Raw genomic sequence first — 24,286 nt, forward strand, 5'->3', positions numbered from 1 at the left:
TGCCGCTCGTGCCACAACGGACCGATCTCGGCGACGAGTTCGGTGATGTCGCTCAGCAGCGCCCGCATCGCGTCGGCGAGCGGGGACGGCACGATGACCTGGACACGGGGCCCGCCATGCCCGGTGGTACCGGCTTGTGCGACAGCCATCCGGTAACGGTCGGTGGCCACGACATGCAGCGCCTCACCCTCGATGTCGAACAGGACACTGCCGAGCATCGGCAGCTCCGGATCGGTACTGGCGGCGAAGCGGACCGCATCCAACGCCGCGGCCAACTCAGGCGCGGAGACAGCCAGCCGGACGGTGGCAGTGCGGAGCGTAGTCATGGGATTCTCCCTGCATTCGAGTAGCGCTCGGAGCGTGGAGAACTCAGTGCGGGCTTCGGACAGCCCCACTTCAAGACGGCGCAGGTGTGCCTGAAGCAGCTTCCGCACCAGGTCGGTGTCCGCACTGAACCAGCCGGCCAGCACCAGCCGAATGTCCGCCAACGGCATACCCGCCCGACGCAGCCGGGCGAGCAACCGGGACTCTTCGAGCTGCTCGGGGCCGTACCAGCGGTAGCCGCTGACCGGATCCACCCAGGCCGGGACCAGCACGCCGGCACCGTCGTAGAACCGTAGGGCGCTCACACTCAGTCCGCTGTCCCGGGCCATCTCACCAATGCGGCGCATCTCGTTCTCCACATCCAGAAACTCTGAGCCCTCCACCAAGTCGAGGGTCAACATCTGGCCGCCTCGAACGGATGACCAAGGAGGCCAACCGCCTCAGCCTCACCACCCGCTTCGAATCCATCGAGGCTGCCTGACCTGCACGAACTGTCTCTATTTTCGTGTCAGAGTCGTTCAGTGGCCTGAACCGGCGCGTCGGCATGGACGGGTCCATCGCTCGGTGCCAACTGCGCAATGTCGAAGGGACGTACTACCCGGCGCCGCGCTATGCGCCAGATCCCTTCCTAGCGCCGGTATTCGTCCTCGTAGGCACCTCCACCAGCAATCCAGTCGCGGGCGAACACCGTGACAAGGGTCGTGGTGACGACCGCGGCCCCGCAAGTGACGCCCGTGGCGGCTGCAGCATCGCCCCCTTGGCGGAGAGTTGCTCTGATCGTTGCGCCGTTGCACGAGCTCTAATGCCGCCTGCGTCACCATTCGCTCAGGCACATGGAGCGATGATCTCCCAGTCCTTCGCGGGATCTCCGGTCAACAGGTACTCGCTCAAGTACATGTCCGTGTCCTCTTGGAGGTCGTCCTCCAGTTCCCATACTGACTCGCATTCCGGGCACAGGAAGAATTTCTTGCCCGTGTCCTTGCGCTCGTAGCAGCGCACCCAGTCCTGGCCACAGTGGGCGCAGGCAACCTTTTCCATCAGTTCCAACTCCTCGGGAAGGCCGTGATCACTTCGTTGCCGTGTTCGACGGTGATCGAAATATATTCTTCTCCGGGGTTGTAACCCACCTGCCGGGCCATCGGGATGATGTAGGTGGTACGAGCGCCCTGTTGGTTGACCGACACCGCTGCGGCCCGCCGGTTCCATGCCTCGTCGACTGTCTCCAACACCCCCTGGTTGCCCGTGTCGAACACTCCGTGAGCGGGCTTCACGGGGTTGTCCCGTGTGTGCTGCATGACATGGGTGATGCGGTGCCCCTCAGCCGATCCCGGACCGTAGTCCAGCCCTTCGGGCGACCGGTACCAGCCGCCTCCGAGGTCCTCCAGTTCACAGCCGTACAGACCCAGCGGGTCCGACCAGGTGCCGGGATGACGGACATAGGCCGACGGGTTGGGGGCCGCCGTCAGCCCCAGGGGGTCCTGACTCAGGTAACAGGCTGTCTCGGGGTCGTAATAGCGAAAGTAGTTGTAGTGCAGGCCCGTTTCAGTATCCGCGTACTGCCCCGGGAACCGCAGAGGGCAGTCGGTGGTAGCGGACTCGTCCGGGCCTCGGAGCACAGTGCCCCACAGTGACGTTCGGCGCTGCCATGTCCTCGCGCCCTCATCGGTCACGAGTTCGGTCGGAGTGCCGACGGCATCCGTGATGACCGCCTGGAAGAGGATCGCGTGGTCGGGTGCCGATTCCTCGGCCAACCGGGCGAGGAACGAGTTGTGGTGACCGAGAGCCGATCGCCGGTGATCGGTCTGGGCGACCGGCCGATAGGTACCGGGCTCATAATCCCAGGTGGTCACCTGGCCGTCCGATCGTCTCTGTTCGGACAGCCTGGTGTCGTCCCATGAGAAGTCGGTGCGATCGGTCTGGGTTCCGTCATCCGTCAGTCGGTATTTGGAGAGGCGGCGCCCGAGCGGGTCGTACGCGTATCTCCAGCGTTCGCCGCCCGGTGTGCAGACTTCGGCTAGGCGGTCCTCTGCCGTCCAGGAATAGGTCCAGCTACGAGCCTGCCCGTTGAGGAGCTTTCGGGTCTTGCGGGTCAGACGCCCCTGGGCATCGTGTTGGTAGGTGGTGCGGCCTGCACGGCGGACGAGGGTGCCGTCGAAGTCACGCTCCCCGGCGGAGCCGTGATCGGGTGCTGTGGCGCCTACCAGATTGCCGGCCTGGTCATAGGCGTATGTCTCGGTCCAGCCGTGGGCGCGCACGGCGGTGACACGTCCCATCCCGTCCAGGTCGAAGTGGCGGGTACCCGTGGTGAGTTCCCGGATCTCCGTCAGGTGGTCGTCGGCGCGGTAGGCATAGGTGCGGTGCTGCAGCAGGTTCTGTGCATCGGCGGAGCCTGCGGTGAGGGACTGGACCGTGAGGCGGCCGGTCGCGTCCCACTTCTGGGTCAGCAGAACGTCCACGCCGAGACGGCGCTCCATCTCGTGCCCGGCGGCGTCGTGGGCGAAGGACAGGGCACCTGCCTCCGAGCGAAGCTCGGTTGGACGACCTGCCATGTCGTACGTCCACAGCGAGACCAGCCCGGATGGAGTCTCGCGGCGGACGCAACGACCCATGAGGTCGTAGGCGTAGGCCGTGGCGTGGTCGTCGACCATCTCGCTGAGGACCCGTCCGAGGGCATCCCGGGCGAGGACCAGCCCGGCGTCCCGGTTGACCGCCCGGGCGAGCAGTCCGTCCGCTCCGTACTCGAAGGTCGTCGTCTCACCGGTGCCGGTGCGTTGTTCCACAACGCGGCCCGCCCCGTCCCGCACGAAGTTCAACGTCTCCCCGGCTCCGTTGGTCCGTGAGACCAGCCGGCCTGCTGCGTCGTGGGTGTATGACAGCGCACGCCCGTTGAAGTCGGTTTCGGCCACGAGCCGGCCGGCCTCGTCGTAGCTGTACGACCAGGTTCGGCCTTGCGGATTGACGACCTTCGCCAAGCGCAGTTCCGTGTCGTACGAAAACTGGTAGTGCGCGCCGTCCGGGTCGGTCCGCGTCGCGGGGACGTCGAAGTGCGCTGCCGTGTGGTGCGTCGTGTTGCCCGCCGCGTCCGTGTGGCTGAGCAGGTTGCCCTCGGCGTCCCAAGTCCATGACTCCCGGCTGCCATCGGGCTGTTCGCGCCAGGCCGGCTTGCCTTCCGCAGTCCAGCCCAGGCGTGTGATGTGGCCCAGAGGGTCGGCCACCCCGACCACCCGGCCGAAGACGTTTCGGCGAATCGTAGTGGTGTGGCCCAACTCATCCGTCAGGGCGACGGGCAGACCGGCCGCGTCGTACGCCACTGTGCGGGTGTGGCCGAGCGCGTTCGTGATCGCGGTTGGACGGCCTGCCTCATCGTTCGTGTACTGCGTCTCGGCACCGGTCGGGTCCACGGTCCTCAGCAGATTGCCGCGCTCGTCGTACGTGTGCCGCCAGACCGCCCCGCCCGGCTCAACCACCTCGGCTGGCAATCCGAGCGCGTTGTATGCGGCCCGGGCCACGGAGCCGTCGGCCAGGGCGAGTTCGGTGAGGAGTCCGTTCTCGTCGTAGGTGTACCGAGTCGTGTGCCCCAGCGAGTCTGTCACCTCGACCGGCTGTGTCCCGTACTCGTCCCACTCTGTGCGGGTGACGTGGCCGAGCGGGTCCGTCTCCTCCACCAGCAGGCCTTCGGCGTTGTACTGGTGGACCGAGACGTGGCCCTGGGAGTCGCTGTACGTGGTCGCGTGGGCCGTGTCGTCGTAGGTAAGCGTGCCCGAGAGAATGCCGTCGACGCCCTCGGTGCGGACCACGCGACCACGCTCGTCGTAGACGTAACCGAACCAGGTGCCGTTGCGGTCGGTCCAGCGGGTGACACGGCCCTCCGCGTCGTACGTGAACGACAGGGGTTCGCCGCTGGAGTTGATGACCCCGGCGAGATTCCCCGACTCGTCGTAGCTGTAACGCATCACGACCGTGCCCTCGTCGGTCGCGATGCTGGGCCGGTAGCGAGAAGGCGGCTCATCCAGCAGGCGCAGAGCCGTGATGCGCGGGCCCTGGGTGTCGACGGCGATGTAGTAGCCGCCGGAGTGGCGGATGCCGAACGGCACGCCCTCGTCGTCGCGTTCGACGTCGATACGGTTGCCGTTGCGGTCGCTCCAGGAGTCCAGGGCCAGATGGAAGACGCCGAAGGAAGAGGAAGGAACAGGGGCGGCGAAGGTGCGCACGACACCTGTCACCGGGTCCGTGACCGTCATCGCACCATCCGGCTTGCCGTCCCACTCCAGCGGCCAGCGCGGGCCCTTGACCGGGAATGTCGGTTCCCCGGGCTGCGGCACCGGGTACACGAGGCGCATGCCGTCCGCCGCAGCGAAGACGACGCCTTCGCCGTCGATCTGGAGGCACTCGTCCAGAGTGGAGATCCAGGTCGGCCCAAAGCACACGCCTCCCCGGTACGAGGAGAGGTGGGTGCGGGTGAACTTGAGCGGCAGGCTCCCCGGCAGCGTCAGGTCCGTCTGCGTCATCAGCATCGCGCCGGTCGCCACGTCGATCGGCTCGCCCACGCACGGGATGCGGTCGGCGTTGCGGGCCGCCGGGCCCAACTCCACCAAGCCGGGTCGGAGCGACGGCGGGCGCAGCAGAAGGGGCGTGGTGTCGCTGAGCCCGCCTTCCATGGTCGCCTTCAAGACCCCGCCGCCGGCGCCGAGCGCGCCGCCGAAGATCATGCCGTCCTTGGCGGCCTGGTTGACCTCGTCGAGGCTGAAGCCCTGCTGGAGTCCGGTCGCGATCTTCAGGGGCTGGGCGACGGCCAGGTCGACGGTCACCGACTCGATCCCGCCGAAGGCCGCGGCCACCAGCGTGCCCGCGGCGATCTCGGCGATCGTCGTGGAAACGGCGACGCCGAGACCGGCGCCGAACTCGATGACCAGGTCGGCCGCCGCGACGGCCGCGCCGGAGGCCAGGCCCGCGGTGAAGAAGGCCAGTGCCACCCCGCCCGCGATCACGGCGGCGTCGATGCCGATCTGCGTCCAGAGCTTGTTGATGGCGTCGTCGATCGCGTCGGCGAACTTGTCGAGCGCGGTGGCCATTTCACGCCCGGAGTCGGCCAGGTCCTTCAGCCAGCCGCTGTCCTTGCCCTTGGAGTTCTGCGCGTAGCGGCCCCAGAACTTGTCGAACGCCTCGATCGATTCACCGGTGTTGTTGTGGATGATCGACGACGCACTCTGCTGGACCGGGCCCCGCAGATCGTCGACGGCGTCCGCGAAGGTGCGCCAGGCCGTTGCCGCCGACCGCAGCTTCCCGGAGTCGGCCTCCGGCCACCACAGGCCCAGATGCAGCAGGATCTTCCGGGCCTCGTCCTCAACGCTCACCGGCACCGTCCGACTTCGTGACCTTCACTTCGGTGAACATCCCCGCGATCAACTCGTCGTTGTCGACATGACCGTCCGCCATGTCGGCCATCGCCTCGTGAATGCTCGTCAGACCCAGCACCAGCGTGCCCGCCGCGCTCTCGATCTTCTTCTGCAACGGCTTGTAGGAGTCGCCGAACTCCTTGCCCTGCTTGTCGTTTCCCCACGGCTCGCCCAGCCCGTCCAGGGACTTCACGAGCGCGGTCAGCGCCTTGCCCAGATCAACTGCCGCCGTCTGGAAGTCCGGTGCCGCCCGCTTGATGTCGGCGGTCTTGATGTCGAGGACCTTGGCCGGGTCCTTGCCGTCACCCATCGCGCGTTCCCCCGTTCGCAGTCGCAGCCACGACCCTAGAAGAGCCTGACCAAGGAATACCCATGACTTGGTAACGCAAAGGCAACACTCGTGGCGCAAGCCGACTACGATCGCCTTGGAAGGGCCCGCTTCGCACGTGGTATCCGAGTACGTGTCGGTGTCCAACGCAGGCTTAAGAAGTCGCCCCGATGCCTCCGGTCCAGTCCCGTCCGGTGATGAACTCCCGCATCCCGGCGGCGAGGTGGACGTACAAGTTGTCCCAGGCGAGCATGATCTGGCCGCCGAGCTGCTGGTGCAGCGATCAGCAGATCGCGGTCCTGTGGCGCTGCCCGGCCTGCCACAGAGATCCCTACGACATCCTCGACCACGGTCCAAGACCATGACCAAGCTCTGAACCGGGGGATTGGCAGTCTCGACTTCCCCGGTTCCCAGAGAGACCAAGAGCGCGTGCTGGACGGGCCGTCCCACACGGTCGGTGCGGTTGTTGCTCTTTCACCAGCCTCCGGACGGGTGGACAGCGACGGGTGTGGCACGCCGACGGCGTCGGTCGTGTGACATCTGTCCGCCTGCGCGCCGTACCCCGCGCGGTAGGACGGCACCCGGCTGGGGGAGCATCTGCTCAGCGACCGTCTGCTCGTGAGGAACCATCATGCGCTCTGTTCGCCCGTCGGTGCCTTTTGGGACCACCGAGGCGTCTCCGAGCGGCTCCGATCCGTGAAGATCAATACTCGTGAAGGCGGCCTGAACCAGGCCCACTTGGCCCCAGCTCTGGTCACTGATGGAGCCCATTCCGGCCGTCCCAGCCCGAGGGTCACAAACTGGGGCCCGCTGGAGGCGCCGCGACGGAGCCGGAAGAAGCCGTAGCCGCACCTGGCCGACCGCGAGCGATACAGGTGTGCTCCGGCCGGACCGCCCGTGGATCACAGCACGCCTTACGCGGAAGCGGGGGTGCTGCAGCTGACCTTGCGCGCAGTGAACGGGGAGAATGTGCGCCAGATCGGCGCAGGGACGGTGGTCAGGGTGCGGCGAGGGCGGTACGTGCGGCATCGAGGAAGTCTGCGTGCACGGCCTCGTATTGCCCCGGGGAGGCGTTCGCGTCGAGGGAGCGTTCCAAGGCCTCGGCAGCGGAGCTGACCGGATCAGGGCCTTCGAGCCGGACGAGGGTGAGTGCCTCGGTAACGGCGCTCAGGGCTGCACGGTAGCGGTCGCGGCAGCCGGCCGCCTCGGAGGTGCCCAAGGCTCGCTGCCACTGGAGGCGACGCTGGTTTCCGGTGTCGGTGGCAGCGAGGAAGGCAGCGTAGGCGGCCCGGCGCACCTCACGCTGCGCGGCAAGGTGCTGGGCGGTCAGCGTCTGTCGGGCGACGTCGAGTTGGGCATCGGCCTGCAACCGTCCGGCCTCCCATGCGGCCTCAGCCTGTCGGCGTCCCGCTTCCCAGGCCGCATCCGCCTGGCGCTGGCCGGCCGCCCAGGCCGCATCCGCCTGCCGGGCCGCCGCGTCGGCCGTGCTCTGTGCCTGTTTCCTGGCGGCCGCCAGCGTGAACCATCCTGTGACCCCACCGCCCGCGAGTGCACCGGACACTGCCGAACCGGCGGCGATCCACGCCGTCATCACCGCATCCGACACAGAACCCCCTGCCATCCACCCGCTGCACCCACCGGTGCAGTGTGCCAGCCGCCAAGAACGCCCGCGGCCAAAGCATCAGTTCCGTCAGGAACGCGTGCTGGCGCTGCGGGTGCGCCGCGCGTCCTGCCGCAGGCAGGTCCGTCGTCGGCCAACTGCCCGCGGGCGAACTCATGTTGCCGGACGCTGCCTCACCACGGCGGGCAGCGACATGATGGGCCGATGGCGCACCGGGGTGCCGACCTCGGCGGTCGCGTGAGCGGCGCGCTCGCAAAGGGGGCCCAGTAACCGTCCAGGGCCCCAACCACCCCGCGCGCAGGCAACAGCAGCGGCAACAGGGAATGAAGTGAGTTCCTCGTGCCCGTCGTGTGTTGGCACGGCACGTCTGCCGATGGTGGCGGTTGCCGATTCACCGGTAGGAGCATGAACACAGGTGGAGGGCGGAATGGTCCGGGGGTGGATGGGTGCCTGAAGAACACACCACGCGTGCTGCGGCCGGGCGTGAACTACGCGGCAGACTGAGTGATTGTCTGACTGTGAGTCAGCTGACCAAGACACAGCTTGCCGACCAGTCGGGGCTGGGGCGCGCCACCGTCTCGGAGGCCTTTCGGCCCGACGGTCGGCTGCCGTCGGCCAAGACGGTGGCAGCGCTGGCACAGGCCTTTGGAGTCCCAGCACACGCGCTTCTGGAGTTGCAGCGGACTGCGGCCGGCGCAGCAGGCTCAGCCGTGGATGAAGGGCCGGGGCTGGGCAAGCCCGTCGAAGACTGGGAACCGCATTCCCTGGAGGTGCACCCGGCCGGGAGCACCGCGAACGGGCAGGAGGCGGGTGCGCTCGAAGATCGGATACTGCCCGGCTATGTACACCGTGAGCACGACCGTGTGCTGGCCGCAGCGGTGCAGGAGGCCGCAAAGGGCCACTGCCGCATGGTGGTGCTGGTCGGGAGCTCCTCCACGGGGAAGACCAGGGCGTGTTGGGAAGCGGTTCAGCCGCTCGCAGGTACAGGTTGGCGGCTCTGGCATCCCTTCGATCCGACCCGGGCGGAGGCTGCACTTGAGGACCTGAGCCGGGTTGAGCCGCGGACCGTGGTGTGGCTGAACGAAGCCCAGCACTACCTCGACAGCCAGAGTTCGGGCGAGCGCATCGCTGCTGCCCTGCATCACCTGCTCACCGATTCGGCGCGGGGGCCGGTGCTCATCCTGGGGACGCTGTGGCCCGAGTACGCCAGGCAGTACACCGCTCTGCCGACCACGGACGGCTCGGACTCCCACAGCAGAGTGCGCGAGTTGCTTGCGGGCCGCACCGTGTCCGTGCCTGACACCTTCGATGCCGCTGCCCTGGATCACGCTGCAGACCTGGCCAACAGCGGTGACCGGCTGTTGGCCGATGCGCTTACCCGGGCCCGGGCCGATGGACGCGTGACGCAGGACCTCGCCGGCGCACCCCAGCTTCTGCACCGATACGAGCACGGCACAGCGGCCGCCCGCGCTCTTCTCGAAGCGGCGATGGATGCCCGCTGCCTGGGCCTTGGCCTGCACCTTTCCCAGCCGTTTCTCACGGCCGCAGCCGCCGACTACCTCACCGACGTCGACTACGACCAACTCACCGAGGACTGGGCGGAAGCTGCCTATGCCGAACTCGCCCGCCTCGTTCACGGAAAACAGGCACCCTTGCGTCGCGTCAGCCCCCGCCCCCAACGCCGCCGGCCGCAAGCACCGTCGCCCACTCCTGCCGGCCTCGTCTTCCGCCTTGCCGACTACCTGGAGCAGCACGGCCGGACCGTCCGCCAGCTGCTGTGCCCTCCCGCAAGCTTCTGGGACGCTGGTCATACGCATCTCACCCGGGTCGACGACCTCAAGGCCCTGGCCACAGCGGCCCAAAGGCGGCACCGACTTCAGTGGGCACACCACCTCACGGGCCGCGCCGCGGATGCCGGCGACGCTGACGCCCTGGTCTACCTCTCCCGCTTCAGGGAACGATCCGGGCAACACGTGGAGGCCGAGACGCTGGCGACGCAGGCGGCGGAGGCCGGCGACACCCGGGCGCTGGCGCAACTGGCCCGGGCCCGGGAGAAGGCCGGCGGCAAAGAACGCGCCGAGGCGCTCGCTCGGCGGGCCGCTGGCGCCGGGGACGGTCGGGCTCTGCTCCGGCTCGCTCATGTCCGGGAACAGTCCGGGAACCGCGACGGTGCCGAGCGCCTTTACCTGGAGGCCGCTGCGGCGGGCAGCACCGAAGCAATGATTCAACTGATGCGGATCCGCCGAGAAGCCGGAGACGCCCGGGGGGCCGAAGAGGCCGGTTGGCAAGCCGTCAGGGCAGGCAGCGAACAGGCGTTGGTCCAACTGGCCCGGATCTGGCATGAGGACGGTCACGAAGAAAAGGCTGAGGCCCTGGCCCGGCGCGCGGCGGCAGCCGGCAAGCTGCGTGCCCTGACAGACTTGGCGCTGACGCGGGAGAAGTCGGGTGACCAGCAGGGAGGCGAAGCCCTGGCCCGGTACGCGCTCGACCTCGGCAGCCCAGCCGCGCTGGCCGAACTGGTGTGGATCCGAGAGGAGGCCGGAGACCACGCGGCTGCTGACGACTTCGCCCGACAAACAGCCGCAGCCGGCAACCCCCAAGCCTTGGTAAGGCTCATGCTTGAGCGAGAGGAAGCGGGCGACACAAAGGGCGCCGAAGCCCTGGCCAGGCACGCAACCGACCTGTCACGTCGTCGCTCCTCAGGAGATCCGCCTCTGAAGGGCAGAGGGACTGCGCACCTAAAGAGTGTCCCGGCAGCCAACTGGCGTGCTCCTGCGTCCCACGAGACGTATGCCTTGTTGGCGTTGGCCCGGCAACGGGAGCGTGCCGGTGACGACGTCGGCGCCGAGGGCCTCTTCCAACAGGCGGCCGATGCAGGCGATATCGAAGCCCTCGCGTCGCTGGTCCGAATAAGGGACAAAGCAGGAGAGCACGCAAGAGCGGAAGCCCTTGCCCAGCGGGCAGCCGCTGCCGGCAACCCCCGTGCCCTGACCCACCTGGCACGATCCCGAGAGCGGGACGCCGAGTGGGCGGCGGCTGAGGTCCTGTTTCAACAGGCCGTCGACGCCGGCAGCCGCAGCACGCTTGCGGACGTTGCCCGAGTGCGGGACAAGGCAGGCGACCGGACAGGCGCCGAGACCCTCGTGCTGAATGCGGCCCACAGCGGCGACCTCCACCCACTGCGCGAACTGGTCCGCACCTGGGAGAGGGCAGAGGACCATGCGGCAGCCGAAACCCTCTCTGCCCGCGCAGCCGACGCAGGCATCACCTACGCGCTGCTGGATCTGGCCGTGACCAGGGGAACGGCCGGAGACGATGCAGGATCCCAAAGCCTCCTACGGCGCGCGGCCGATGCGGGCAGCGCTCACGCCATGTTCGAACTCGCCCAGACAAGAGCACGAGCCGGAGACCACGCAGGGGCAGAAACCCTCGCCCGGCAGGCAGCCGACACGGGCAGCCTGGGAAGCGTGTCGAATTCCAACACCTTCAGAACCTAGGCACGACGGCAATGGCCCTACGGACTGGACCCCGACGGAACGCCCACCCCGCCCTGGACATAGGCCTGCCCTAAACGTGAACCGGTCGCCGCACGGGCGGGACCCTGCCCAAGCACGATCGCCGTAGAGTGCGGATCACTTCGGAGAGTGCTTGTGGACGGCGGCGTGGCGAGCTCCGCGGCTGCATCCATGGCCTTGGGCCAACGACCTCGTGCACGGTAGGCCGTGGCTCGGCGTTGAGGTGGCTCGTTGAACTGTGCATGGTGGGGGCTGGGGCACGTGAGTTGATCGTGGCGAAGTACCGGGTTACCGGGCTGTCGTCGGCGGTGATCGCTGAACTCGTCGCCGAGGTAGGACCGTTGTGGCACGAGCAGCATCAGGCTCGGCTCACCGCTCGGCCACGGCGGCGGGCGGTAGGAGCCGGGGCCAGGCACAGGTTCGTGTTCGTCGATCGGCTGCTGGCCACTTTGGTGAGTCTGCGCCACGGCACCACGCACGACGTGCTGGCCTGCTGGTTCGGCGTGGACCGCTCCACCATCACGCGCGCCATCGGCGAGGTACGCCCCCTGCTGGCGCAACGGGGCTGCACCGTCGCGTCGGATGTTCGGCTGCGTACTCTCGCCGAGGTCATCGAGTACTTGGGCACCGGCGGGACCGGGATCATCGATGGCACGGAGATCCGTGTGCGCCGCCCGGCCGCAGGCCGCAAGGACCGGGACACATTCGTCTCCGGCAAGACCAGGCAAAACGCAGTGAAATCCATGGTCCTCACAGACGCTGAGGGGTGCATGCTGTTCTGCAGCCCGGTCCGGCCAGGCAGTTGTGCCGACATCACCCAGGCCCGACAGCTGGGACTGACCCAGCTTCTGGCCGACGGCCCTTTCATGGAGATCCTCGCGGAGGCCGGCTACCAGGGCATGGGCGCGCAGACCGGCGGACGCGTGGTGACACCGCCACATCGCAAGTTCAAGAAGAACGCTCCCGCCTGGTACGAGGAACGACACGAACTCCAGCGCAAAGCGCACTCCTCACGCCGGATCCGCGTCGAGCACGGCATCGCGCACCTCAAGAACTGGCGTGCTCTGACCCGACACCTCGGCCGACGCGAGCACATGAGCGACATCGTCCAAGCCGTCGCGACGGCCGCTCGGCGCTCATGGACAAGGTGCGCACGCAACTCAACGACGTGGCGGCGGTGGACATGGAGTCACTAGGACTCTACGAGGCCGCCCACAAGGACGGCTTGCCCGCGCTCGCCGTACGCGGGATCTCCGACTGCGTCGAGAACAAGACTCCCGACGCGGATCGTGAGTGGCAGCCGCGGGCGGCCCACCACGCCGCGGCCTTCGCGTTTGCCCTGCTACGCACAGCCGAACCGGAAGATCTGCCGAGGCCGGCGGCCCCAACGCTGCCGGCTGTCAGGCCACCGTCTTCCGCTGGTCTGTCGCCAGTCCATCTGTTGCTGCGCGTCGCTCCGCAGGTGGCGCTCGCCTACGAGTGGGCCGAGCCACTGGTGGGGGTACGCGCGACTGCGGTCCTCAAGAAGTTGGTGGAGTTGGGCAGTCAGCCGGCCACGTGGCTGAGCCGCTTCAAGCACCGGCCACCTCAGGAGTTCCGCAGTGAGGGCAGCAAGGCTCTGTGGGTTCTGGTTGCCGAGTTCGCCAGCGCACATGAGCATCCTGCCGCGTCTTGGTTCTTCGAGCAGGCCGCGCAGCGTTGGCAGGGAGACCTCCTGTCGGCGTACCTGTATTGCGAAGGCGCAGTCGCCGCCGCACGCGACGGGGACCGAGAGAAGAGCAACGAACTGCTGGATCGAGCAGAAGCAGCCGAGCCCGCTGGCAGACCGCTGTGGGAGCTCTATCGCGTCGGTCTCGCCCCTGACATCACTGCGGTGGCGCCTGCGTTGTTGGCGGTGGAGGGAACGCTCGAACTGCCGTTGCCGAGGCCAGCTCTGGCCCTTCTTGGCGACGAGCCGGCACATCATCAGCCGGATGGTGAGTTCATGGCGTTCGTCGAGGAGTTCGCCGACCTCTATCCGGCCTTCTTCGAGTCCACCAGGCTGATCGCCACACTGGCGGCGGCTGTACTCCTCCGTGCGAATCCTGGCCAGATCGACGCCGCTCTGATCCTCTTGGAAAACATCGAAGGTGGGTTCTCGCCGTACCGTCGCAACCCCGCGGGCGCGTCGTCGGTCGCTGCTCTGACCGGGCCAAGAGCCTCCGGAGTGGCGCTGGAACTGGCGAGAGCGCTCTGTGTGAAGGGAACCAATTCTGTCAGCCGAATCTCAGGTTTCGACCGAGACGTCGCGCTGACCCGTGCGGAGGATCTCGCGCTCGTCGCGCGTGATCGTCGGCGGGACTGGGGTGGCCCTACCGCCGATGCACTCGTTCTCGCAGCGCAGGCGCGGGGCCTAAGAGGCGACACTCGCGGCGCCTTGCGCATGCTCACGCCGCCACCCGCAGGCACTGCTGGGGGCGTCGAGGCGACGTCGAGCCCCGTCGTTGAAGCAGCAGCTGGGCTGGCCGCGCAAGTTGGAGACATCCACTTGGCGCTTGAGCTCGCTGAGAAGATCGATGACCCGGTTGAGCGGAGGCTGGTTACCGCGCTCACACTCACCGCAAGGAAGGACACCCATCCCGAGGCAGCCGCCGAGTTCCGCGGCGTGCTTGAGGAGACCACCTCTGGCACTCATGGTGATCAACGATTCCGAGCCCTGATCGGGTTGTCGCTTGTTGCGACCCTCGACGAGGATGAGCTGTCCGAGCTCGACGCGCGCGATCCGGAGAGCGCCGACTTGGTCCGCGCGCAGTCGTTGCTGTCTCTGGGCAACGTCACCCAAGCCCAGATCCTCGCCCGCCGCTATCCCGACTCCGATGCGGCGCTCCAGATCCGAGTCAAGGCGCTCATGCAGCAGGGCAAGACTGCAGACGCCGTCAAGGCTATGGAGCGCTTCGCTCTGCGCCACGACGATGAACGACACCTTCTCGATGCGGCGCATTTGGCACTCACCATCGGAAGCGAGGACGACGCAAAGCGTCTGGCGTCCAGCCTCGCCGCCAGCGCCGATGCCGCACGTCGCCGAACAGCCCGCGAACTCCTTGTCGAGGCAGCGTCCCGTGGAGAGGACTGGGATGCGGTCCTGGAGCAGACGCGCCGGCTCAGCGCCGACGAGGAGATCGCCGAGAGCGACCCGAATCGGGATGACAGCCTGATCAAATACCGGTGGGCCCAGGCACACGCCCTATATCAGCGTCGCCGGATGCAAGATGCCTACGAGGTAATCAGGGCCGAGCCGCGCCTCGAACCACAGAGTCGGTCCCAAGCGAGGCTGATCGCCTCGGTGCTGCGCACGATCGCGCCGTTGGTCGGTGAAGGCGGTCTCACCAGCAGGGCCGACGGAACCCAGATCACGCAGGCGGAGGTCCTGACCGCAGCTACCCAGGCGGCGCAGGCTTTCCCGGACGACGAAGAACTGGTCGCCACTGCGGTGATGACCGCCTTCGTGACGCCGACGGGGGAGCAACACAACTACGGCTCGCTGACCCGAGCTCGCCAATTGCAGCAGCACTTCTTCGAACACTTCCCCGACAGCAAGCTGATCGAACAGGTCCCGATCGACGATGCGTTTGAAGGCCTTCAGGAATTTCTCCGGGCCCGCTTGTCACCAATGTCGGACGCCGTGCGTCAGATGCAGCGCGCGACCGTTGCCGGACAGCTTCCGATCAGCGCTTGTGCTGCTGCCCTCGGGCGCAGTTACACGGACACTCTGATCCGTAACGCCATGGGCTGCTACGTGATCCGTGATCCCGACAAGGGCACCTACGCCGAGGAGGCCGCTGCGGCCCGTCGCGCGCTTGATACCTCCGTAGTTGTGGACACCTCGGCATTGTTCTTCTCTCCGATCGCGCTGGAACCGGCGACGCAGTTGACGGCCCACTTAGAGCAACTCCTTGTCGCCGCCTCCCAACGCGATGACATCCTGCAGGCCCGTTCTACGTTGGCTATGCGCAGCTCCGGTTGGCTCGGATGGGATTCGCGAACTGAGCAGCCCTCGTTCACTGAGTATTCCGAGGAAGTCACCGGGGCGTGGAGTGATCGAGCCCATGCCCTGGCCGCTGCCGTCGACGCGTGTGATGTCCTGCCCGATGCACCTCCCGATCACCACGACGAGAGGCACGGCGTTTGGAGCGCGCCGATCCGCCTGGCGCGAGAGCACGGGGTCAGCCTGCTCGCAGATGACGCCGCCTTGCGTGCTCTTGCCCGCAGTCAAGGGGTATCTGCCTTCGGCAGCTTGCATCTGTTGGAAGTCCTCGTCCAGGACGGGGTGCTTCCAGAAGAGGCTCTTGAGCAGTCCTATCGCCGGCTCATGGAACTACCCGTGGCCGAATTGCCCGTGCGCAATCGCTTGATCGCGATCGCCCGCAATGAGCAGTGGAATCCGCACGGTTACGCCGCCTTCCTTTTCTCACGTCCCTCGACTTGGCAGCCGCTGCCGGACGGTTGGCGCACGTACACAGACTTGATCCGGTTGCTACCCGAGAAAGACCCCCAAAGAGTCGCGCGCTGGGGCATCGCTGCGTTGCGAGGGCTGTGTCTGGTCGCCGCTCCGCGGACCGTGCCTGCCGTTGCTGGCGCGATCGTGGCCTGGACACTGTTCGAACTGGGCGACGGATCAGTTCTTCCAGCTTTCCTTGACGAAGCACAGCAAGAGGTCCGGACGTTCGTTCCGGACATGGACCTCCTGAAGGAAGTCGTACAGCGTTTGGTGACCACAGTGAGGCAGCTCACCGAGCCGGAACAGGCTGGCCCCATCGTCCTGCGGCTATTGGCTGGTCTGGAGGGCGAAGCGCGTGTGAGGGCTCTGAAGATCTTCTTCACGATGCCCTGATTTCAGGCCGAGGCCCTCCGCCTGCCTCGTACCCAAGTACTGGATGTCCTCGAACTCGGCCAGCTCGGCGGGCCCTTGGCAACGACACGCGGTTCGAGGAGCGCCTTCTACTGGCGGCGCAGAGATCCGGGTCCGCAACGCGTTGACCAGTCGCCTGCCGGTGACAATCGCTCTCCACTGGCCCGCACGACAACAGGCCTGCCGTCTTCGAAAGCGACTCGATCACTGGCGGCCAGGAAGAGTACGGCCCACCGTAGGGCGAAGCTTCCGATGCGTTCGGCCATCGCCAGTCGTTCTGCGTCAGTGAGGGTTTCCAGCGAGGCTCTGGGCTTCTTCAAGGGGGCGTCTGCAAGCCATTCCAGAAATTTCACCCGTGACAGGGGTCGATCGACCCAGAAGTACTCCAGTGCCGCGTCGTCCCATTCAGGACGATTGAAGGTGATGGTGTCATCTGCCTGCAGTTCGGCATCGATCGAGTCGACCATCTCGATGACGCCGGGTTCCTGCTGCCCGTTCAAAGACGGGTCACCGTGACCGAGTACGGATGCCAACTCGGCCGTACTGGCGTAGACATGCGCGACGGACGCTCCACGTAGGGTGGCGCAGGCCAGCAGGAAGTCGCCCTGGAAGCTGGTACGGCCCGGCTTCTTGTGCCAAGTGAGAAGCTGCGGACGCCAGTTGCTGCGTGCCGCGATGACGCTGAGGACCTGTCGGTCGAACGGGGTGGCGCTGCCGTTTTTCCGTTTACGTGCCAGGGCTTCCAGGTTGGGTAGGTCCCTGTCGTTGGCATGATGCGCGTCCAGAATGAGACTGACGATCTCCAGGGCTTCCACCGGTGGCTGCCCGTTCAGCAAGTCGATGATGTCGTCATCGGTCAACCACTGGTCGACCGGTAGATCAGGCGGCCCTTCCACGCCCAGCCACTTGTGGGCGATTCCCAACGACAAAGGCACTCCCAGGGAGGGTTTGATGCCATCGGGTGCTCCACCGCCTACGCGGCGCCACTGCTCCGGAGTGGTCAGCACCACGAGTCGGGCACTGCGACGTTTCAGCGTGTACTGCAGACGCTCAGTCGGAGAGCCCAAGTCCCCACTTCGGAACGGGACACTCCGAATACGCGCCTACGCCCGGTGTTGCCCCGGAAGCCATTGAACGGCGACCTACTCGGCCAACGCCTCCAACAGAGTCACCTGGCAACAAGCCGCCTCCGGCGACTCGACCAGTACGCCGCCACGGTCAATCGCCGGGATACACATCCACACGATGAATCACCGTAGACAGGGCGTCCTTCGCCTCCTGCCAACCGATCGGCGCGGTTTCATGACGACCCCTGTTGCATTCAGCCTGACGCCTACTCGGCCGCGCGTTCGAGCGTGACCGTCACCTCCAGCGACGCTTCGGCGGACGCCTTCGTGAGTAGGGCGCCGGCCTCGGCCACGAGCGCGATACCGAACGTTGCCTCAAGCGACGCAACCCGCCAGCCGTCCTCCGTGCGCGCGGCTGCGGCGCTCGACTCCTGGAGCGCCGCCACGGCTTCGGCGACAGCTGCAGCGATGTCAGCCCGCCGGTCGCTGAGGCGTTCGGTCACGCTGCGCCTACCGGAAATCTGGCGGCTGTCCCGATCGTCGGGATCCAGGACCCTGATGCGAACCACGGGCTGCGATGCCGGCTCGGATTCCATCGATCGCTCTTTTCTGTTGATTATGATGTTTCAGGCGATATACCTCATTGGTTCGGCTACTGTCTATCCAGCTGGCAGACCAGGGGGCGGTGGGCATGCTGGAAAGAGATCGCGCTTGCGAGATCCATTCTGGTGATCGATACGGCAGTGGCTACCGCATCACCACAACGTTGATTCTTACCGCCGGCCACGTCGTCGACGACGAATCCGACGCGATGGTCTCATTCCTGAGCGACCAGTCGTTATCGAACGACTCGGGAGCAGTGAGGGTCCGGCCCGCGAGGGTGGTATGGCGAGCCCAGGGGGAGCACTGGCGTGGCACGGACGCGGCGCTTTTGGAGCTCACCGAGGACGACGCGGAGTATTACCCTCCGCCTCGGTGGGGGGTGCTGGTGTGCGGGCGGCCCGGCGTCAAGTGCACGGCGCTCGGCTTCCCGGACGTGCAGGTGTCGGAGACGGATGCGCGGCGCGAGGTTCGGGAAGCAGAGCAGCTGAGGGGCAAGATAAACCCGCTTACCAAGGTCAAGGCGGGGCTGCTCGATATCGACGTTGGCTCGACGACTCCGGCGGTCTGGGAGAGGGACCGGCCGATCTCTCGATGGCGGGGCATGTCAGGCGCGGCGGTTTTCTGCGGTGACCTGCTGACCGGCGTCGTGATCTGGGACGACATCAACAAATTTGAAGGCCGACGACTCACCGCGATACCCACCGAGCGTCTCGTGCAGGACGAGAACTTCCGCCGACTGATCGGAGACGCGACCGGCCGTGTCCCGTTCGCCGAGCCGGTTGAGTTAGACGACCTGCAGGACGTGCCTGCCGAGCCACAGTCGCCCGCTGGACTGCTCAGGGCCGATGTTGAGACGGTGCGTTTCCGTGGTCGGCATGATCTCCTAGATGAACTGCACGCCTGGTGTACGGGACAGGGCGTTTTCGCTGTTCGCCTGCTTACGGCGGCCGGTGGCCAGGGAAAGTCCCGCCTGGGCCGGGAGTTGGGGCGCCGCATGTCCAGGGAGCGCTGGGCGGTGCTTCATCTGGCTGCCTGGAGGCCGGACGCGACCCGAGAGGCCTACAGGGTGGTGCGGGAACTCAAGGTTCCGCTGCTGATCGTCGTCGACTACGCGGAATCGCGCACCGATCAACTGACGGCTTTGGCGCAATCGCTTGTGCGACGCCGTAGGGAGAAGGTCCGGTTACTCCTCCTTGCACGGACCAAAGGCGACTGGCTGGAGATCGTCGCCGCGTCGGCACCCGGCCTGGAGGTGTTTCAGCTTTCCACTATCGAACATACGGAGCTTCCAGCGTTGAGCGGCACCAATGGCGAGCTGGGCACGGAGCAGGCGTTTACCGACGCCGTCCTCGGTCTCACTGAACGGCTGTCCACGCTGGACGGGCATCGCCAGATCAAATGGCGGGCGGCTGCCCAGCGGATTCGTCGGCCGCGCATGTCGCCGGTCCGATACGCCAACATCCTCGAAGTTCAGATGACCACGCTCGCTTTGCTGCTTGACGCCGCTTACCCGCACACAGCGTCCGAGCAGTCGCACGCGCCCGGCGGAGCGGAGGACGTGCTGCTCTTGCATGAACGACGCTATTGGACCGGCATGGCTGAGACTCACGAGCTCGCGCTGGAGCCGCCAGTGTCGGCGGGCCTCGTCGCGATCGCGACGCTGTGCACCGCGGCGGGTCCCGAGGAGATCGGGCCCGTCAAGGCCGGCTTAGGGATACTTTCGGAACGACCCTCCGGCGAGCTGATGACGATCGTCGACCGCTGGCTGCGCGACCTCTACCAGGCACGGCATATGTACTGGGGCAGTTTGCAACCCGACCGCCTGGCCGAGCGTCTAGTGGGCCGTGCGGTCGTGGATCGGCCAGATCACTTCGACGCCTCCGTGAACGAGGTGTCGCCGCGTCAGGCCAAGGATGCTCTAACTGTCCTGACTCGGGTCGGTGTTCGCTATCCCGGGGCCGCCGAGGCCGTCCGTCGGCTGGTGGCCGCCCGTCCTGACCTGCTGGCCGTTCCCGCCACGCTGGTGGCCATGGCTACCGAGGACCCCGCGCCGTTGAACGCCGCCCTCGACATCGTCATAGAACGCTGCCATGCCCAGGGCGATGGCTTGGGCATACTCAGCCGAATAAACGAAGCTATTCCGTCCGGTAGCCGCGTTCACCAGGCGCGTGCGGTTGCCGTTACAGAGATGTTGGTCGAGCACCACCGCGATGGGCAGGGAGGTGTTGGGAAGGTGGCCGCCGCCGACCTGGCCGGAGCCTTGAACGATTTCGGTGTCCGGCTCTCCACAGCAGGAGAGTACGAGCGGGCGAGGGCCGCCCTCGGAGAAGCGGTCGAACAATACGACAGGCTGCGCAATGGCCAGTTCGAACGTCGCCATGCCGCGGCTCTGACCAACCTGGCCGCTTTGTACTCCAAGCTGGACCGCCAGGAAGAGGCGTACCGGGCTGGTGCTCGGGCGCTCAAGCTCCTCGAAGGCCTCGGCACTCGAGTGGAAGGCGGCGTCCTGCCGGATATAGCGCACGCGCTGAATAACGTCGGGATGATCCTGCGCGGGCTGGGCCGCTGCGCGGAAGCGGCGGAGCAGTTGCAATGCGCAATCGGGACGTATGAGCGGCTTGCCGTCCACGAGCCGGAGACATACCGGCCGTTTCTGGCCCGGTCGCTGCGGAATCTTGGCGTTGTGCGGTCGCAACTCGGCGATCGGCTTGACGCGATCGCCCGCGCGGTGGGGTTGTATCGAGAGCTCGCACAGGCGATGCCAGACAGCTACATGGAGGTCCTGGCCGCCGCTGCGGCAGATCTGCGGGACGAACTGATGGCCAGTGAGCCGACGGCGGCTGCCGTGGACGCCGCACGCGCCGGTGTCGATGCCCGCGAGTTGCTTGCCGAGCGTGACCCTCGACAGCTAGCTGAGTTGGCGGTAGCACTCCGGCTTATGGTCGACCTTATGATCGACGCGGGTATCGACGAGCCGTCTGCTCCCGCCTACGCCCTCCGTGCGCTCGGGATCCTCCATCGGCTCTCCGGGACAGACGCGCACAGGTATGCGGAAGAGTTGGAACTCGCGAAGCGAGCCGTAGCGCGCGCTTCCTTCCGGTCCTGACCGGTCAGGGGCTCGGCGCCACGACAGCCTCTCGGTGTACCGCATCCTTGCCAGCGCCACGGCCTGTGTCCGGCGCGCGGTGCGAGCGGTACGACGAGCATCCGTCGGACATCAGCGATTCCGGCCCCGGGCCACCGGTGTCCGCGCCCGCACCAGGTGGCATGGTTGTGCCAGTGACGAACACCGTGGACGCCTCCGCTCCGCTGCCGGCGACATGAGTGATCGTCATTTGGTCGGGCTGATGCCCGGGAACGTTTCGGGTGAGCGTTTCGACGTACGCGTGCTGGACGTCAATGAGGCGCTCTGCGTGCTGACTCGTCGGCTCGCGGTGCCATGCCTTCACTGCGGCGGTGTACTCAGCGTGGATGTCCTGGCGGACGCCGAGCAACCGATGTGGGTCCGCCTCCAGCAGCGCGTCCATCGGCGGCGCGGTCAACGTTCGCTCAAGCCTCGGCTGTTCGCTTCGAGGTGTCGCCGCAGCACGGGCAGCGCCGTCCGCCGACAGCCCGGCCGCAAGAACGACTTCCGCAGATTCGTCGTACGCGGGGAAGTCAGCTCGCGTGACCTGTTGTTGCGCCTGGTTGTACAGGTAGCAGTTGTTCATGATCCTACAGATCGTCTTCAACGCTGTGACGTCCTCCGGCGCCAGCCCGGCCGCCTGAGCGGCCTCGTATAGCTCGCGAACGTCGTCGACAGGGTTCTCGATGCCGACAGTTCGGCCGATCTCCTTCATCAACGTCCCCCGGCGCAGGCCGGAGCCGCTCGCCGTAACGGCCCGTTGCAAACAGTCGACGCGCCACTGCGGGCTGCGCTGCCACACGTCATTGAGGAGCGCTCGGCTCTCCTCGCTTTCGACGGGCGGCGGATCGTCACCGCCCAGACAGGTCTCCATGATCGCCCGGTAACGTTCGGCCACCGAGCTCGGCGACTCGGACGGCCAGAATACTGGCTGGAAGTCTGAGGAACGCAGCAGCGCAGCGTCTAGGCGCCGGGCGATGCGATCGGGTTGATCGCCGGGCAGCAGGCCGACGATGCCAGCCTCACGAACGACCCTGAGGGAATCGACGAAGCTCGCAGTGTCCCGGTTCCGGAATGATGGCATCACCATGCCCATCTCCAACGCCACCTCCAGCTGCGAAAGAGCGGCAGAATCGAGGTGTTGCTTCAATCGGGCGGAGATGAAGAAATAAATATCCGGGATGATCAGTCCACCGTCCAGGAACAGGAGTCCCGCGGTCAGGCTAGTGTCGAAACGGGATTGCGTGAGCAATCCCTCGATCTGGCGGTCGGCTGCGGAGAATAAAGTGCCACGGAGGGGAACTTGGGCTGATCCGGAATCCATCATTGCCGCTCCTGGCGTCGAACTATATTCTTGTCAGCATGCCTGAGGCGGGCACCGTCAGCAACCGCCCGGACACTCGTTCACCTGATCTAGTCAGTATGCAACTCCCCGACAGGCGCCGGATTCCATACCTTTTGGAGCGATATGTCTCAAGAGTTGGGTCTGGTGGCGCATTACGGCGCCAAGATCCCGAGCGTGGAGCATGGCTTGAGGTCGATTCAGGAATTCGTTTCCGGGCGGTTTTCCGGCCGTTACGCGCCGCGTGAGTCGCTCCAGGTGCACGCAACCATTGTGTATCTCGGTAAGGCGGACGAGGTCGATCCGGAAGCCGTAAGGCGACTGGCGCGAGAATGGCGATCAACGTTCAAACGGTCTCTCGACATCCAGTTCGGCGGAATGGTCATGGCGGCCGACCCCGGCATCGAAACGACCCGTACGTTCGACGTCGCCAGCAACTGGTGTCTTGTGCACGGGTGGCCAGTCGTATCCACCACGGAGGGTCTGCAGGCGAAGGGCTATCTCGCAGAGATGCGTCGCTCGGTGGAACGCTTCGGTTTTCGGCACCTGTATCAGGACGTCACCCCGTTCGGTGACCCGAACTGCTACATGAAAATCGGCTTTCTGGACGGGGAACCCGAACCGGAGAGCGACATCACCGATGTCCGGGCGCATCTCGCCGCGCACCCGTTCCGCCTCGCCATCGACTACCAAGATCTCGTGGTCGTTGGGTACGACGACGCCACCTTGCCGCCCAGGCGTACGGTCGCTGTCTCGCTCGAAGCAGTGGCGACAGACAAGCATGCCTGGGACGCTTTCGACCTTTGGAGCGCCGCCTACTAAAGGCGCGGCACAGGACTGTGTCGGGAGTGCGCTTCAGGCAAGGTGCGACGAGGTTGGTGTGTGGGCCGGCGACGTGATGCTAAGAGTCGGCGTTGGGGCAGGCACCAACGGGAACCTCGGTGGCGAAGCCGACGAGGGAGAAACCCAGCGCGATGCGCTTCACGGCAAGGTACTCGTCGAGGACGACGCCGGTGGCGGTACGGCAGGCGTCCGCCGGGCCTACGTGCCGTCGGTGTGCGGCTTCGTTTATGTCCGCTCGCGGCTCGTCCTGGGGGCGGTGTTGGGGGCTATGAAGGCCGCGGTTCGTCTCACTGAAATGTCCTTTGGGCCTGACAGGGGACACTGTCAATGAGAAAGGGACATGCCAAACGCGAAGCTGCATCCCGGGGTGGTGGCATGTTGGAATTAACCTCTATGCATGTTGTTACCGATGAGTTGCGATGGTTGTAGTTTCATCCCGGGATTCTTCAGGGGCGGATGCAGCTCTTCACGGGTTCGATGGAGAGGATCAGGTTGATCGGCATTTTCCTTAACCCATCCCCCTTGACGATCACATCATCGCCAGCAGTTCCCACAAGTTCACCGCACACGCTGTCACCCTGAGTGATCACCTGAACCATTGATTTTGCGGGGTCTGAGACCGGACCGAACCAGGTGAAGCCGAGAGCGGTCACGAGGAGCGAAAGTGCCCCCAGGGTCAGGAGGGCGGCGCACCAGATCCGCCGTGCGATGGCCCTGACCTCACTCCTGGTCCATTCCCGAAGTCCCTCACCAGTCAAGAGGATTTCCGCACCGGGTGTCCCGGCGGTCGCTCGGACGGCGAGGATCGTCGCCGCGAGGAGGCCTCCGAACGTCATGGCGAGCAACACGGCGACAGTCACCCTTGCCAAGGGGGCCAGATCACCGACGGTCTCGCGCCCCTTCACCACCAGGATGGTCCCCAACAGTGCGGTCATACCGGCCAGTCCGGCCCGCCAGGCCTCCGCCTGCTTGCGCGCGGTAGACAACTGCTCAAGCCGCAGTTCCTGGGCGCGCTGAGCCCACCGCTTGTGCTCGATGCTCATCCGATGTCGACCAACCAGTAGGCGCCGCATCCCGCCTCCGGTGACTCGGGAGGTCTGTCCCCGTGCCAGTAGCCGCATTCGCAATACATCGTCACCTTCCTCAGCTGTGTCGGTTGAGCCCGCCGGAAAAGGCCCTTCGCACCCTGAGGAGTGCCGAACACGAAGATCATCTCTGTATGGGCCGCGCATTGA

The 24,286-nt window shown here is 66.3% G+C and carries 14 protein-coding genes and 1 pseudogene; 6 read left to right on the top strand and 9 right to left on the bottom strand.

Translation table 11 applies throughout. The annotated features are described in order from the left end of the window. Window positions 1-53: 53 nt before the first annotated feature. The 4 genes and pseudogenes from AB0M63_RS23020 to AB0M63_RS23035 form a co-directional block, all read right to left on the bottom strand. Window positions 54-683, bottom strand: a pseudogene (locus tag AB0M63_RS23020) (MerR family transcriptional regulator); the annotation flags it as partial. Window positions 684-1,149: 466 nt separating this feature from the next. Next, complete coding sequence (locus AB0M63_RS23025; protein WP_366020655.1) at window positions 1,150-1,362, bottom strand: hypothetical protein; 213 nt, start codon at window positions 1,360-1,362, stop codon at window positions 1,150-1,152. Then, window positions 1,362-5,678: a DUF6531 domain-containing protein gene (locus AB0M63_RS23030; protein WP_366020656.1), complete on the bottom strand. Its 4,317-nt coding sequence runs from the start codon at window positions 5,676-5,678 to the stop codon at window positions 1,362-1,364. Before AB0M63_RS23030 ends, AB0M63_RS23025 begins: the two co-directional genes overlap by 1 nt. After that, on the bottom strand, window positions 5,668-6,030 hold the full coding sequence (locus AB0M63_RS23035) for a hypothetical protein (protein ID WP_365301937.1): 363 nt from the start codon (window positions 6,028-6,030) through the stop codon (window positions 5,668-5,670). Before AB0M63_RS23035 ends, AB0M63_RS23030 begins: the two co-directional genes overlap by 11 nt. Window positions 6,031-6,218: 188 nt before the next feature. Here AB0M63_RS23035 and AB0M63_RS23040 point away from each other — a divergent pair, with 188 nt between their 5' ends. Next, complete coding sequence (locus AB0M63_RS23040; RefSeq protein WP_366020657.1) at window positions 6,219-6,413, top strand: hypothetical protein; 195 nt, start codon at window positions 6,219-6,221, stop codon at window positions 6,411-6,413. 632 nt (window positions 6,414-7,045) lie between these two features. Here the strand turns inward: AB0M63_RS23040 and AB0M63_RS23045 are convergent. After that, a complete protein-coding gene (locus AB0M63_RS23045) occupies window positions 7,046-7,654 on the bottom strand; it encodes a hypothetical protein (protein WP_366020658.1) in 609 nt (202 codons plus the stop codon). A gap of 533 nt (window positions 7,655-8,187) precedes the next feature. On the opposite strand from AB0M63_RS23045, the gene AB0M63_RS23050 reads away from it, so the two are divergent. From AB0M63_RS23050 to AB0M63_RS23060, 3 genes are all read left to right on the top strand, one after another. Further along, window positions 8,188-11,166, top strand: a complete 2,979-nt coding sequence (locus AB0M63_RS23050; protein WP_366020659.1) for a helix-turn-helix transcriptional regulator — start codon at window positions 8,188-8,190, stop codon at window positions 11,164-11,166. Window positions 11,167-11,606: 440 nt separating this feature from the next. Next, the gene (locus AB0M63_RS23055) at window positions 11,607-12,380 is read left to right on the top strand and encodes a transposase family protein (RefSeq protein WP_366020660.1); all 774 of its coding nucleotides are present in this window, start codon (window positions 11,607-11,609) and stop codon (window positions 12,378-12,380) included. Then, window positions 12,323-16,054 (top strand): hypothetical protein, encoded by a 3,732-nt coding sequence (locus AB0M63_RS23060; RefSeq protein WP_366020661.1) that lies wholly within the window; start codon window positions 12,323-12,325, stop codon window positions 16,052-16,054. The genes AB0M63_RS23055 and AB0M63_RS23060 overlap by 58 nt, the downstream gene beginning before the upstream one ends. Before the next feature lie 107 nt (window positions 16,055-16,161). On the opposite strand, the gene AB0M63_RS23065 is transcribed toward AB0M63_RS23060, so the two are convergent. After that, window positions 16,162-17,082: a hypothetical protein gene (locus AB0M63_RS23065; protein ID WP_366020662.1), complete on the bottom strand. Its 921-nt coding sequence runs from the start codon at window positions 17,080-17,082 to the stop codon at window positions 16,162-16,164. Window positions 17,083-17,405: 323 nt separating this feature from the next. After that, on the bottom strand, window positions 17,406-17,735 hold the full coding sequence (locus AB0M63_RS23070) for a CU044_2847 family protein (RefSeq protein ID WP_366020663.1): 330 nt from the start codon (window positions 17,733-17,735) through the stop codon (window positions 17,406-17,408). 95 nt (window positions 17,736-17,830) lie between these two features. Between AB0M63_RS23070 and AB0M63_RS23075 the strand changes: the two genes are divergently transcribed. Then, window positions 17,831-20,848: a trypsin-like peptidase domain-containing protein gene (locus tag AB0M63_RS23075; protein WP_366020664.1), complete on the top strand. Its 3,018-nt coding sequence runs from the start codon at window positions 17,831-17,833 to the stop codon at window positions 20,846-20,848. Between the two features lie 4 nt (window positions 20,849-20,852). On the opposite strand, the gene AB0M63_RS23080 is transcribed toward AB0M63_RS23075, so the two are convergent. Further along, entirely contained in the window at window positions 20,853-22,193 is a 1,341-nt protein-coding gene (locus tag AB0M63_RS23080; protein ID WP_366020665.1) for a hypothetical protein, read from the bottom strand. A 141-nt stretch (window positions 22,194-22,334) separates the two neighbouring features. Here AB0M63_RS23080 and AB0M63_RS23085 point away from each other — a divergent pair, with 141 nt between their 5' ends. Next, window positions 22,335-23,030, top strand: a complete 696-nt coding sequence (locus tag AB0M63_RS23085) for a hypothetical protein (protein WP_366020666.1) — start codon at window positions 22,335-22,337, stop codon at window positions 23,028-23,030. Between the two features lie 467 nt (window positions 23,031-23,497). On the opposite strand, the gene AB0M63_RS23090 is transcribed toward AB0M63_RS23085, so the two are convergent. Continuing rightward, complete coding sequence (locus AB0M63_RS23090) at window positions 23,498-24,094, bottom strand: hypothetical protein (RefSeq protein WP_366020667.1); 597 nt, start codon at window positions 24,092-24,094, stop codon at window positions 23,498-23,500. Between the last annotated feature and the right edge of the window lie 192 nt (window positions 24,095-24,286).

Origin of the sequence: Streptomyces sp. NPDC051576 (assembly GCF_040681835.1) — a bacterium.
Lineage (GTDB): Bacteria > Actinomycetota > Actinomycetes > Streptomycetales > Streptomycetaceae > Streptomyces.

Excerpts from the sequence above, each read along its gene's own strand:
- AB0M63_RS23080 (WP_366020665.1), bottom strand. The coding sequence starts at position 22,193 with ATGATGGATTCCGGATCAGCCCAAGTTCCCCTCCGTGGCACTTTATTC.
- AB0M63_RS23060 (WP_366020661.1), top strand. The coding sequence starts at position 12,323 with ATGGACAAGGTGCGCACGCAACTCAACGACGTGGCGGCGGTGGACATG.
- AB0M63_RS23085 (WP_366020666.1), top strand. The coding sequence starts at position 22,335 with ATGTCTCAAGAGTTGGGTCTGGTGGCGCATTACGGCGCCAAGATCCCG.
- AB0M63_RS23075 (WP_366020664.1), top strand. The coding sequence starts at position 17,831 with ATGCTGGAAAGAGATCGCGCTTGCGAGATCCATTCTGGTGATCGATAC.
- AB0M63_RS23025 (WP_366020655.1), bottom strand. The coding sequence starts at position 1,362 with ATGGAAAAGGTTGCCTGCGCCCACTGTGGCCAGGACTGGGTGCGCTGC.
- AB0M63_RS23040 (WP_366020657.1), top strand. The coding sequence starts at position 6,219 with ATGCCTCCGGTCCAGTCCCGTCCGGTGATGAACTCCCGCATCCCGGCG.
- AB0M63_RS23090 (WP_366020667.1), bottom strand. The coding sequence starts at position 24,094 with ATGAGCATCGAGCACAAGCGGTGGGCTCAGCGCGCCCAGGAACTGCGG.
- AB0M63_RS23035 (WP_365301937.1), bottom strand. The coding sequence starts at position 6,030 with ATGGGTGACGGCAAGGACCCGGCCAAGGTCCTCGACATCAAGACCGCC.
- AB0M63_RS23070 (WP_366020663.1), bottom strand. The coding sequence starts at position 17,735 with ATGGAATCCGAGCCGGCATCGCAGCCCGTGGTTCGCATCAGGGTCCTG.